Here is a 12,402-nt window from a genome sequence, read left to right on the forward strand (position 1 = left end):
CTGCCACGATGATCGAGCCCGCACCTGACATCGCGACACCACCGCCGGTTGGCCGCGCCTCCACTCTCGGCGTGGTGCCGACCGCCTCCATGATCACCGGTGCCGCGATCGCCACCGTCTGGTTCTGGATACCGTTGACGCTGTTGATCATCGGTATCTCCTCGATCCCGAGCGTGATCGGCTTCGTCCTCGCCGCCGTGGTCTTCACCTATCTGATGCGGGGTGTCGAGCGCGTCGAACGGGTGCGCAGCGAGGCCGTGTTCGGGATGGGCATCGGCATTCCGCCGCGTCGACTCTCGCCGCACAGCGGTTTCCAGCGATGGGCCCATCAGATCCTGCTGGACCTGGGCAGCTCCAGGTTCTGGAAGGCGACGGCCCATCACTACCTGCGCATGACCTACGACATCCTGGCCACCGGCCTCGCGGCGGCGCTGCTGGTGTTCGCCTTCCTCGCACCGGCCGCCGCGATCGCGATCGGCAACAGTGACGCCGACGCAGGCCTGTCGTTTCTGCCCACACCGGTGGCGTTCCTGCTGGCCGTGGTGGCGCTCGCAGCGGCAGGCCTGCTCCTGGTCTACGCCCCCGCCCTCGACGCCACGATCGACCGCTGGCTGCTCACGCCGTCGCCGACGGCACACCTGCAGTACCAGGTCAGTGCGCTGGCCGACGCGCGGCAGGGCGCGGTCACCTCCGCGCAGACCGAACGCCACCGCATCGAACGCGATCTCCACGACGGCGTGCAACCGCGCCTGGTGTCGCTGGCCATGACGATCGGCCTGGCGCAGACCAAACTCGACTCCGACCTGCCCGCAGCCAAGGCGCTGATCGCCGAGGCTCACGACGAGGCGAAGAGCGCGCTGGTCGAACTGCGCAACGTGGTCCGCGGTATCGCCCCGACGATCCTGGCCGACCGCGGCCTCGACGCAGCGCTCTCGGCGGTGGTGCAGCGCGCGTCGACATCCGGGGTGCCGACCACGCTGAGTGTGTACCTGCCCCGCCGCCTGCCGGACGAGGTCGAGGCGTGCGCGTACTTCGTCGTCGCCGAAGCCCTGACCAACGTCACCCGGCACGCGTCGGCCCACCAGGCCGCCGTGACCGTCCGCCTCGACGAGACCGCCCAGCAACTGCACGTCACGGTGTTCGACGACGGATGCGGCGGAGCGCAGATCACCGGCGACGAGAACGCCACGGGTCTGCGCGGTCTCGACGAACGGGTGCGCGCGGCCCGCGGCACGTTCACGGTGTCCAGCCCGGTCACCGGTCCGACGATCATCACCGCGGTGCTGCCATGCGGATCGTGATCGCCGAGGACTCCGCTCTGCTGCGGGCCGGTATCGAGCGCATCCTCACCGACGCCGGTCACGACGTGGTGGCCGGGGTGCCCGACGCGACCAACCTGCTCCGCCTGGTCAACGACACTCGGCCGGAGCTCGCCATCCTCGACGTCCGGATGCCGCCCACCTTCACCGACGAGGGCATCCGCGCAGCGGCGCTGCTGCGCAGCCAGAACCCGGAGTCCCCGGTTCTGGTGCTCTCGCACTACGTCGAGGAGCGGTACGCCGCCGACCTGATCGCCTCGGACACCCGCGGGTTCGGTTACCTGCTCAAGGACCGGGTGGCCGACGTGCCGGCCTTCCTCGACGCCGTGGCCGTGGTCGGCGCCGGCGGCACCGTGCTGGACCCGGACGTGGTGTCGCAGATCCTCGTTCGCTCCCACCGCCGCAATGCGCTGGACGCGCTGACCCCGCGCGAACACGACGTCTTGCAGCTGATGGCCGAGGGCAGAACGAATTCGGCGATCGCCACCGCCCTGCACATCTCGGTCGGCTCGGCCGAGAAGCACATCGCCTCGATCTTCACCAAGCTCGGCCTGGCTCCCGACGACAGCGGCAACCGGCGCGTCCTCGCGGTGCTCCGCTATCTCGAATCGTGAAGCCCGAATCCTGAACGCGCGAAAGGACTCCCGCATGACCACCGTCCTCACCCCACCCACTCCGCCACCTGCCGTGTCTCCCGGAGGCCGCACAGCGATCCGGTCGCTCCTCATCGTTGCCGCGGCGGTCCTCGTCGTCGGAACGGTGGCGTCACTGGGCGTCACCGCCTGGGGCGTCAGCTCGTTTCGGGTCGTCGCCGACAGCGCCGCGCTGCCCGCCACGCTGCGCTCGGTCACCATCGACACCGGCTCCGTCCCCGTGATCGTGCGGATCAGCTCCGATCGGGAGGCGACGACCCCGCGCGTCGACATGCGAATGGTCAATTCCGTTCGTGCAGGCTCGGATCCGCTCTCCGTCGCCGCCGACGGCACGTCGGCCCGGGTGACTATCGACGCCGAGCCGTCCGCGCTGCTCAACTGGGGCCGCGCATCGCAGATCACGGTGGTGCTTCCCCAGGATCAGGCCCGCCGCACCACGGTGACCACCCAGCAGGACACCGGCGTGGTGATGCTCGAGGCCGATATCGACTCACTGGTAGCCCGCACCCGCGACGGCGCGGTCGTCCTCGGCGGCGCCGCGCGTGACGTCGACATCACCGCGCAGAACGGGGATATCGACACCCGCGCCGCGATGTCGGTGTCGGAGAACTTCACGGCCACCACCCAGTCCGGCGACATCGACGTCGAGTTCTCCGGCGCACCGAAGACGCTGGCCGCCACGACCCAGAACGGCGATGTCACGGTCGCTCTGCCGCCGCCCGGACCCTACGTCGTCGACGCGACGACCGGCCAATCCTGGGGCTCCACGGTGGTGCGGGTACCGCAGACCCGTGATCCGAGCGGCGCCGCGTCCACCGTGAGCGTGCGGTCCGAGACCGGCGACGTGACGGTCGACGAGTTGCGCTAGGCGCGGGTGAGCTTCTCGATGATCGCGGCGACGGGCCCGGGTTCGGCGAGACGGAACCCGGTGCCGGCCCAGATGTTGGTGCCGTGCGGATCGCCGGCCCGCACCGCAGCCGAACGCAGCGGGCTCGTCAGATAGTGCACCTGCGGGTAGGCCAGCGGTGCCTGCGCGTCGTGATCGTCGACGAAGCGGTTGCGCAGACCTCGTGCGAACCGTCCCGAGAACGCCTTCGTCACAACCGTTTCGGTGAACTCCGGACTCACCAGCGCGGCCCGGTGTACCGGGCTGCTTCCCGCTTCGTCAGCGAGCAGGAACGCGGTGCCCAGCTGCGCGGCCACCGCACCGCCGCGGCGAACCCGCGCGATGTCCGCCGCGGTCATCAGACCACCCGCCGCGACCACGGGGAGATCGAGCGTGGCGACGATCGAAGCCAGCAGATCGTCGAGGGACTGTTCGGCGGGGCGCGCCTGCGAATCGAAGGTGCCGCGGTGTCCACCGGCGGCCGGTCCCTGCGCCACCAGCACGTCGACGCCGCGATCAGCGGCCTCACGAGCCTCGGCCACCGTGGTCACCGTCCCCGCGACGGTGATGCCCGCGCCGCGGAGCCGCGCGATCTCCTCGACGGTGGGCAGCCCGAACGTGAAAGACGCCACCGCCGGCCGCAGGTCGAGCAGAACGTCGAGCTTGCCCTGCCAGGCATCGTCGTCGATGCGCGGAGTTCCGACCGCGGCGCCGTACCGATCGGCATCGGGCGCCAGCTGCGCGGCGTACCGCTCGACGATCTCCGGGCTGCCGGTATCGGGGCCTGGCACGAAGAGATTCGCGCCGATCGGCCCGGACGCCAACCGCATCGCCGCACCCAGCCGGTCGGCGAAGGCGTCGGCGCCGAGATAGCCCGCCGCAACGAAACCCAGTCCACCGGCGTCGGTGCCGGCTGCGGCCAGTTCGGGCGTCGATGGTCCACCCGCCATCGGAGCCACCGACACCGGTGCGGTGAGATCACGAAAGTCGAAGGCCATCAGCACTCCTCGGGTCAGGTGACGGCGCGGCCGCGCTGCTCCTCCTGCGCGCGGTAATCGTCGGCCAGGCTGCGGACGTGGTCGGACAGCGCGCCCGACGCGACGTCGGCGAGGCTGGTGGTCTCCAGAACGGATCGCATGCTTGCGCGCAGCGCCCGCCAGACATCGGTCAGCGCAGCCGTCGGCCCGCTGTAGGGCAGATCGCCGAGCCCGATGTCACGGACACTGGCGAGCGGGCCGTCGATGCACCGCAGCACGTCGGCGATGCTGATATCGGTGGCACAGCGCGCGAGTTCGTATCCTCCGTCGCGGCCCCGGTGGCTGCGCACCAGCCGATCGGTGCGCAGATCGGACAGGATGTCGACCAGGAACTGCGCCGGAATGCCCTGCGCTTTGGCCAGATCCTCGGTTTTGACCAGCGCGCCCTCGTCGGCGGTCGCCAGCTCGACCATCGCGCGGATCGCGTACTCCGCCTTCGCCGACATCCGCATACGCGGGCCTATCCGGGGATATCGGCGGCGTCGGGCACGACCACCGCGAACAGGTCGGCGATCGCCGCCAGGCTCGCGGCCTGAATTGTCGACGCCGACACCGGCTCTCGATCGACCCCCGGCAACGCGCGCGTCGCGGTCGCGTTGGCCACCACCGTCGGCGCATAGCCCAGGTTGAACGCTCCACGGGCCGTCGAGTTCACGCACATGTGCGTCATGAAGCCGGCGAGCACGAGATTCTGCACGCCCAGCGAGGCGAGCCTGTCCTGCAACTCGGTCTGCACGAACGCATTCGGGTAGTTCTTCACCACGATCGGCTCCACATCCAGCGGAGCGACCCGGTCGACGATCGCGCCGGTGTGCCCGTTGATGTCGTACAGCGAGCCGGGACCGTCGTCGTGCTGGACGTGGATGACCGGGGCACCCGCCGAGCGCGCACGCTCAAGCAGCACCGCGGCCTCGTCAAGGGCGGCCTGCACCCCGTCGAGCTCCAACACCCCTTCGGTGTAGGTGTTCTGGCAGTCGATCAGCACCAGCACCGATTCACCGAGACGGGCAGGCTCGAGCGGCAGCCCCGACAGGGCGCGCAAGGTGTTGGGTTCGGCCATCTCCGCAGCCTACCCGCGGGCCGTCACCGCCAGCACCGCATCAGCGAGCTCGGGCCGGCACACGATGAGGTCGGGCAGCTTGGAGTCCCGCTGGTTGTAGATCAGCGGCGAACCGTCAATGCGGGACGTGTGCAGCCCCGCTGCGCGAGCCACCGCGACCGGTGCGGCCGAATCCCACTCGTACTGCCCGCCCGCATGCACGTACACATCGGAGATACCCTGCACCACCGAGGCGACCTTGGCGCCGGCCGAACCCATTTCGACGAGTGTGCCCTCGAGCGCGTCTTTGACCTCCAGGGCTATCGCCGGCGGCCGGGTACGCGAGACGACGATCCTCGGGGCGCCGGGCTGCGCCGGGGGCGCCGGCACCGTCGGCGTAGCCAGGGTGACGCCCTGCGCGGGCAGCGCCACGGCCCCGGCGACGAGTTCGCCCGCCTGCCACAGCGCGACGTGCACCGCCCAGTCGGACCGCCCAGCCTCGGAGAACTCCCGGGTTCCGTCGAGCGGGTCGACGATCCACACCCGCTCGGCGGACAGCCGCACCGGGTCGTCGATGCCCTCCTCGGAGAGCACCGCGTCGTCGGGCCGCACAGCGGCCAGCGCCTCCATCAGGAAGTCGTGGGACCGTTTGTCCCCCGCGGCTTTCCGCTCTGATGCATCGGCGTCGGCGAACTCGGCGCGCACGTCGAGGAGCAAGGCACCGGCTTCGGTGGCCAGGCGCGCGGCGACCTCGTGGTCGGATTCGGTCATGGCCTGCTCTCCAGCAGCTCGATCACCCGATCGGCGAGTCCGTCGAGAGGTTCGTCCGGGGTGAGCTGCAAGTCGGGATCCTTCGGTCGTTGGTAGGGACTATCGATGCCCGTGAAGTGGGTGATCTCACCGGCACGGGCCTTGGCGTACAAGCCCTTCGGATCGCGGCGCTCACAATCCTCGAGCGGAGTGTCCATGAACACCTCGAAGAAGTCCAGGCCGGCCGCCGTGGTCACCTGCCGGGCCAGCGCGCGGTGCTCTTCGAGCGGGCTGATCGCAGGCACGAGCACCACCTGGCCGGAATCGGCGAGGATCGCCGCGATGTGCGCGAGCCGGCGCTGGTTCTCGGCGCGGTCGGCCATCGAGAAGCCGAGGTCCGCGTTCAGCCCGTGCCGCAGGTTGTCCCCGTCGAGAACGTAAGCCGGCACGCCCTTTTCGAGCAGCTTCTGCTCCACCAACATGGCCACCGACGACTTGCCGGAACCGGACAGGCCGGTGAACCACACCGTGCGTCCCTTGGACAGCCGGTCCTCGGAGGTGCACAGCGACTGGTGGCGCACCGTGTTGGGGCTCGACGTCCGCGCCGTCACGTACGGCAGGATCATGCCCGCCGCGACCGTGCCGTTCGTGTTCGGATCGATCAGGATGAACGAGCCCGTCGCCGCGTTGCGGCTGTACTCGTCCAACAACAGCGGCACCTGGCTGCGCAGCGACACCCGGCCCAGCTCGTTGAGCTTCAACGCGGTCGCCGTCTTGTCGCGGTGCAGCGTGTTGACATCGAGCCGGTAGTCCAGCGCTGTCACCCTGACGCGCGTGGTGCGCGTCGTGTGCTTGATCAGATAGTCGCGACCCGGCTCCAGCGTCACCTCGTCAGCCATCCAACACACCGTGGCGTCGAACTCCTGCGTCACCCGCGGCTGATTGTTCGGCCGGGCGATCAGATCGCCGCGGCTGATGTCGATGTCGTCGGCCAGGCTCACCGACACGGCCATCGGCGGAAACGCTTCCTGCACAGGGCCGCCCGGGCCCTCGATGGCCGTGATGCGGGAGGTCTTGCCGGTCGGCAGCACGACGACCTCGTCGCCGGGACGCATGACGCCGCTGGCGACGGTGCCGGCATAGCTGCGATGGTCGGCGTGCTCGTGGGTCTGCGGCCGGATCACGTACTGCACCGGGAACCGCACGTCGACCAGGTTGCGGTCACCGGCGATGTAGACGTCCTCGAGATGGCTCAGCAGCGCCGGCCCGTCGTACCACGGCGTGACATCGGATCTGGTGACGACGTTGTCGCCGTTGAGCGCCGACAGCGGGATCGTGGTGACGTCCTGGACGTCCAGACGCGCGGCGAACTCGTGAAACTCGTCGCGGATCTGCTCGAACCGCTCCTGGTCCCAGCCGACGAGATCCATCTTGTTGACGGCGAGCACGATGTGCCGGATGCCGAGCAGCGAGGCCAGGAACGCGTGGCGACGGGACTGCTCGAGCAGACCGTGGCGGGCGTCGACGAGGACGATCGCCAGTTGCGCGGTCGACACACCGGTCACCATATTGCGGGTGTACTGGATGTGGCCCGGCGTGTCGGCGATGATGAATTTCCGCTTGGCCGTGGCGAAGTAGCGATAGGCCACGTCGATCGTGATGCCCTGCTCACGCTCGGCGCGCAGCCCGTCGGTCACCAGAGCCAGGTCGGTGTAGTCGTGACCGCGCTCCTTCGAGGTGCGCTCGACAGCGGCGAGCTGATCCTCCATCACAGCCTTGCTGTCGTAGAGCAGCCGGCCGATCAGCGTGGACTTCCCGTCGTCGACCGATCCAGCGGTCGCGATACGCAGCAGTGTGGTCGAAGAACCCATGTCAGAAATACCCCTCGCGCTTGCGGTCTTCCATCCCCGCCTCCGAAATGCGGTCGTCGGCGCGCGTCGCGCCCCGCTCGGTCAGGCGCGACACCGCGGTCTCGGCGATGACCTCACTGACCGTCGCGGCCGTCGACTCGACGCAGCCGGTGCAGGTGACGTCGCCGACGGTGCGGAACCGCACCGTCTTCTCGATCACCTGCTCCTCCTTGCGCGGCTGCAGGAACTTGTGCATCGCGAGCAGCATGCCGTCGCGCTCGAACACCTTGCGCTGATGCGCGTAGTAGATCGACGGCAGCGCGATCTTCTCGGCGCCGATGTAGGACCAGATGTCGAACTCGGTCCAATTCGACAGCGGGAAGGCCCGGATGTGCTCGCCCTTGCGGTGCCGGCCGTTGTAGAGGTTCCACAACTCGGGCCGCTGGTTCTTCGGGTCCCACTGGCCGAACTCGTCGCGGAAGCTGAACACCCGCTCCTTGGCGCGCGCCTTCTCCTCGTCGCGGCGCGCCCCACCGAACGCGGCGTCGAACTTGTTCTCCCGGATGGCCCGCAGCAGCGTGAACGTCTGCATCGGATTGCGCGACGGGATCGTCTCGACCACTCGGCCGGCGTCGATGTCCTCCTGCACGCTGGCCACTACCAGTCGCACGCCCGATTGAGCGACCAGGTCGTCGCGGGCCTGCAGTACCTCGTCGAAGTTGTGGCCGGTGTCGACGTGCATCACCGGGAACGGCAGCCGGCCTGGTGCGAACGCCTTGAGCGCCAGGTGCAGCATCACGATGGAGTCCTTGCCGCCGGAGAACAGCAGCACCGGCCGCTCGAACTCGGCGGCCACCTCCCTGATGATGTGGATGGCTTCGGCTTCCAGCGCACGCAGGTGGCTCAGCTCGTAGCGCCCCGCGTTGACCGCGGTGTCTTCGGTCGTCGTCATGGTTTCCCTGCAAAGTTGGTAGATTTGACCGGAATTACGATCATCATCGGGCAATGTAATCGCCGGGTCGGCGCGTGTCAACGGTGGGCGTCGAGGACGCGAGCGTGGGGGTTGTGCACGCGAAACGGGCGGCGGGCGTGCACAACCCCCACGGTCGGGGGCGGCTACAGGGTGATCTCCGAGAGCCTGCCGGTCGCGACGTCGAAGACAAAGCCGCGCAGTGATTCGTGCTTGGTGACGAACGGGCTGGCGTCGATGCGGCGCAGGGACTGCCGGACGTCCTCGTCGAGATCGCCGAACGATTCGGCGGCCCATTCCGGCTTGATGCCGGTCTCCTCCTGGATGGCGCGCTTGAACTCGTCGTCGGTGAACGTCAGCATGCCGCAGTCGGTGTGGTGGATCAGGATGATCTCCCGAGTACCGAGCAGACGCTGGCTGATCGCCAAGGAGCGGATCTCATCGTCGGTGACGACGCCGCCGGCGTTGCGGATCACGTGTGCCTCGCCGTCAGCCAGCCCGAGGATGCGGTACACGTCCAGGCGCGCGTCCATGCAGGCGACGACGGCGACGTGCTTGCTGGGAGGGAGCGGCAGCGGCCCCGAGAACGTCTTCGCGTACTCCTCGTTGTTCTTCAGGTACTCGTCAGTCACCGACATGGCGCGACCGTAGAGACGAAGCCCCGATCTGTCACGGTTAAGAATCAGCCAGCGCGCAAAGCGTCAGCGCGCGAGGTCGTACACCGTGGCGCCGCCCACGTCGCGGGCAGTGAAGTTCTTCGTCACCCACGCCGTGATCTCTGCCGCTTCCCCGCTGTCGGGCCGGGGGCCGCCGGGGCCACGGTGCTGCTCGGCGATGAAGTAGCGCACCTGACCGTCGTCGACGTACTGCTGGAATTGCGCCAACGTCGGCGACGGGTCGCTGCCCATGAAGCCGCCGATCGCCATCACCGACGTGCCGGTGCTCAGCTCCAGGCTGCCCGCCGTCATCGAACCGACAGTGGCTGCGGCCCAACGATTGTCGGTGGCCCTCACCAGATCCTGGAGTGCGACGTTGTCCGACGCCCGCTCGGGTCCTCCTGGGCCGCCGGGGCCGCCTGGCCCACCGAACCCGCCGAACCCGCCGAATCCGCCGAGGTCGGCGTGTGCGGCCGCCGGGCCCGCCATGGCGCCAGGACCCTTCGCCGGATGCGCGGCCGTCTCAATCGCATAAGCCGCGGGTGCGGCAGCCCCGAGAATCAGCGCGGCGCCGGCCACGGCCGCAGCGAACCGACCCCATCGCTGCACACCCGCCACCAACAGCGCAGCGACCGCGAGCAACCCGATCAGCACCACCCAACGGAGCCACGGCTGCCATCCGGGCGCCCGGCCGAGGAGGACGAAGGCCCATACTCCGGTACCCGCCGACATCACCGCGAGAACTGCCCGCGCCGCCGCGGAGTGCCTGTCCCGCCACAGCTCGACAGTGCAGATGCCGACCAGTGCGGCGACGGCCGGCGCCAGCGCCAGCGTGTAGTACGGGTGGATGGTGCCGTCCATGAAGCTGAACACGGCGGCGGTCACCAGCATCCAACCGCCCCACAGGAGCAGGCTCGCCCGCAGGGGCGACGTGCGCCCGGCGCGCCGGGTCCACCACAGCAGTGCGACCAATCCGATCAGCGCCGCGGGCAGGAGCCAGGACACCTCAGCGCCGAACGACGGACCGAACATCCGGCCGATGCCCGGGGTGCCGCCGAAGAACACGTGCGCCTCGCCTCCGGGTCCCCCACCCGGGCCGCCTCCCGGACCATGGCCCATGCCAGGGCCTTCGCCCCGGCCGGCAATCCGCTGAATCCCGTTGTAGCCCAGCGCGAGCTGCAGCAGCGAGTTGTCGGTGGACCCGCCGATGTAGGGCCGGGAATCGGCCGGCCACAGATCCACCAGCGCCAGGAACGGCCCGGCCGTCGCCACCATGGCGACCCCACCGGCGATCAACGCGCGGACCCGCGGCCAGAACGCGATCGGCGCGGCGACCAGGAACGCGAGCGCCAGCCCGGGCACCACGAGGAAGGCCTGCAGCATCTTGGTCAGGAATGCCACGCCCAGGACCACTCCCGCGCCCACCATCCATCGGGTGCGTCCGGTCTCGATGGCACGCACCGTCAGATAACCAGCCACAACGAGCAGCAGCACCAGCAGCGCGTCGGGATTGTTGTAGCGGAACATCGACGCCGCGACCGGCATCGCAGCCAGCGCGGCGCCGGCGATCAGACCGGCACCCGGTCCGCTGACGCGGCGCACCGCGGCATAGAGCACCCCCACCGAAGCAACACCCATCAGGGCCTGCGGCAGCAGCATCGTGAAGGGGGTGAAGCCGAAGAGCCGGCCGGACAGCGCCATGAACCAGATCGACACCGGCGGTTTGTCGACGGTGATCGCGTTGCCGGAGTCCAGCGATGCGAACAGCCAGGCTTTCCAGTTCTGGGTACCGGCCTGCGCGGCGGCCGCGTAGAAGTCGTTGGCCCAACCGCCCGAGCCCAGGCCCCAGAGATAGAGCACCGCGGTCGCGGCCAGCAGAGCAGCGAGCGCGACACGGGGCCAGCGCGTGGCCGGCTCGCGCGGCGGCACCGATGCCGCCATGACCGAGGTGTCGTCGGTGAGAGTCATCGGGCGATCCCTTCGGTGGTGGCGCGGCGCGGATGGAACACCCAACCGCGGAGCAGGACGAAGCGAACCACGGTGGCGAGCAGATTGGCCGCGATCAGCACGACGAGTTCGACCACGTGGTTCGGTTCTGCGGACGCCGCGTGGAGCACGCTCAGCGATCCGCTGGTGATGCCCAACGCGATACCGAACACGAGGAGACCCTCGACGTGGTGGCGGGCCAGCCCGGACTGACCCTGCACCCCGAAGGTGAAGCGCCGGTTGGCCGCGGTGTTGCCGATCGCGGTGACCAACAGGGCCACCAGGTTGGCACACTGGGCGCCGATGTCGTTCTGTAGCAGCACGAACAGAGCGATGTAGGCCAGTGTCGAGGCGAGCCCGATCGCCCCGAACCGCACCACCTGGCGCAGCAGTGATCGGGGTGCCGCCTCCCGCGACGAACTCAGTTGCGCGGCAATCATGTTCACCGGGATCGCGCCGCTGGCGAACCCGCGCAGCAGGCGACCGATGCCACGTAGGTCGGCCGCGGCCGTGGCGACGATGTCGACGCGGCTGTCCGGGTCGTCCACCCAGTCGACGGGGACCTCGTGGATTCGCAGCCCGCTGCGCTCGGCGAGCACCAGCAGTTCGGTGTCGAAGAACCAGCCGGTGTCCTCGACGTGGGGCAGAAGCCGGGCGGCCACATCGGCCCGGATGGCCTTGAACCCGCACTGGGCATCGGAGAATCGGGCCGACAGCGTCGATTTGAGGATGAAGTTGTAGCAGCGGGAGATGATCTCGCGCTTCGGCCCGCGGGTGACGTGCGCACCGCGCGCCAGTCGGGTGCCGATCGCGAGGTCGGAGTGACCGGAGATCAGCGGCGCCACGAGGGGTCCGAGCGCAGCCAGATCGGTCGACAGGTCGACGTCGGTGTAGACGAGCACCGCCGCATCGGACGTCGACCACACGTGATGCAGTGCCCGGCCCCGCCCCTTCTCTTCGAGGCGTACCACGCGCACGTCGCTCAGCTCGGCGGCCAGTCGCGCGGCGATGCGAGGTGTGTCGTCGGTGCTGGCGTTGTCGGCGATGGTGATGCGCGCCGGGAAAGGCACCGCATCACGCAGGTACCGGTGCAACCGGTGCACCGACTCGGACAGGACGGCCTGCTCGTTGTAGACGGGAACGACGACGTCGAGCACCGGCGCCCCGGTGGTGCGCGCGATGCGGGCGGCGTGGGGTCGGCGCTCACCGGGGATTCGGCCAGAACCCGTCTCGGTCACGATGTCGGTGCATGTCAT

The 12,402-nt window shown here is 69.3% G+C and carries 12 protein-coding genes; 3 read left to right on the plus strand and 9 right to left on the minus strand.

Annotated features, from left to right (window positions below; translation table 11 throughout):
* The first annotated feature begins 8 nt into the window (after positions 1-8).
* Genes ACZ50N_RS18005 through ACZ50N_RS18015 form a run of 3 tightly spaced genes read left to right on the plus strand, consistent with a single transcriptional unit; the run spans position 9 to position 2,840 of the window.
* The gene (locus ACZ50N_RS18005; RefSeq protein ID WP_464475669.1) at positions 9-1,301 is read left to right on the plus strand and encodes a sensor histidine kinase; all 1,293 of its coding nucleotides are present in this window, start codon (positions 9-11) and stop codon (positions 1,299-1,301) included.
* Entirely contained in the window at positions 1,289-1,933 is a 645-nt protein-coding gene (locus ACZ50N_RS18010) for a response regulator transcription factor (protein ID WP_048422020.1), read from the plus strand. Before ACZ50N_RS18005 ends, ACZ50N_RS18010 begins: the two co-directional genes overlap by 13 nt.
* A 34-nt stretch (positions 1,934-1,967) precedes the next feature.
* Positions 1,968-2,840, plus strand: a complete 873-nt coding sequence (locus tag ACZ50N_RS18015) for a DUF4097 family beta strand repeat-containing protein (RefSeq protein ID WP_048422019.1) — start codon at positions 1,968-1,970, stop codon at positions 2,838-2,840.
* On the opposite strand, the gene ACZ50N_RS18020 is transcribed toward ACZ50N_RS18015, so the two are convergent.
* The 9 genes from ACZ50N_RS18020 to ACZ50N_RS18060 form a co-directional block, all read right to left on the minus strand.
* The gene (locus ACZ50N_RS18020) at positions 2,837-3,856 is read right to left on the minus strand and encodes a nitronate monooxygenase (RefSeq protein ID WP_464473445.1); all 1,020 of its coding nucleotides are present in this window, start codon (positions 3,854-3,856) and stop codon (positions 2,837-2,839) included. The two genes, ACZ50N_RS18015 and ACZ50N_RS18020, sit on opposite strands and share 4 nt — an antisense overlap.
* Positions 3,857-3,870: 14 nt before the next feature.
* Positions 3,871-4,347: an Rrf2 family transcriptional regulator gene (locus tag ACZ50N_RS18025; protein WP_048422018.1), complete on the minus strand. Its 477-nt coding sequence runs from the start codon at positions 4,345-4,347 to the stop codon at positions 3,871-3,873.
* 8 nt (positions 4,348-4,355) lie between these two features.
* Complete coding sequence (locus tag ACZ50N_RS18030; protein ID WP_464473446.1) at positions 4,356-4,955, minus strand: cysteine hydrolase family protein; 600 nt, start codon at positions 4,953-4,955, stop codon at positions 4,356-4,358.
* A gap of 9 nt (positions 4,956-4,964) precedes the next feature.
* A complete protein-coding gene (locus ACZ50N_RS18035) occupies positions 4,965-5,705 on the minus strand; it encodes a 3'(2'),5'-bisphosphate nucleotidase CysQ (protein ID WP_464473447.1) in 741 nt (246 codons plus the stop codon).
* Complete coding sequence (gene cysN / locus ACZ50N_RS18040; RefSeq protein ID WP_046361355.1) at positions 5,702-7,555, minus strand: sulfate adenylyltransferase subunit CysN; 1,854 nt, start codon at positions 7,553-7,555, stop codon at positions 5,702-5,704. The genes ACZ50N_RS18035 and cysN overlap by 4 nt, the downstream gene beginning before the upstream one ends.
* A 1-nt stretch (position 7,556) precedes the next feature.
* Positions 7,557-8,486 carry a sulfate adenylyltransferase subunit CysD gene (cysD, locus tag ACZ50N_RS18045; RefSeq protein ID WP_464473448.1) on the minus strand — a complete coding sequence of 310 codons (930 nt, stop codon included), beginning with the start codon at positions 8,484-8,486 and terminating at the stop codon, positions 7,557-7,559.
* A gap of 164 nt (positions 8,487-8,650) precedes the next feature.
* The gene (locus tag ACZ50N_RS18050; protein ID WP_464473449.1) at positions 8,651-9,142 is read right to left on the minus strand and encodes a beta-class carbonic anhydrase; all 492 of its coding nucleotides are present in this window, start codon (positions 9,140-9,142) and stop codon (positions 8,651-8,653) included.
* A 63-nt stretch (positions 9,143-9,205) separates the two neighbouring features.
* Positions 9,206-11,128 (minus strand): ArnT family glycosyltransferase, encoded by a 1,923-nt coding sequence (locus ACZ50N_RS18055; RefSeq protein WP_464473450.1) that lies wholly within the window; start codon positions 11,126-11,128, stop codon positions 9,206-9,208.
* The gene (locus ACZ50N_RS18060) at positions 11,125-12,402 is read right to left on the minus strand and encodes a bifunctional glycosyltransferase family 2/GtrA family protein (RefSeq protein ID WP_464475670.1); all 1,278 of its coding nucleotides are present in this window, start codon (positions 12,400-12,402) and stop codon (positions 11,125-11,127) included. The genes ACZ50N_RS18055 and ACZ50N_RS18060 overlap by 4 nt, the downstream gene beginning before the upstream one ends.

This window comes from Mycolicibacterium obuense, from assembly GCF_055397605.1.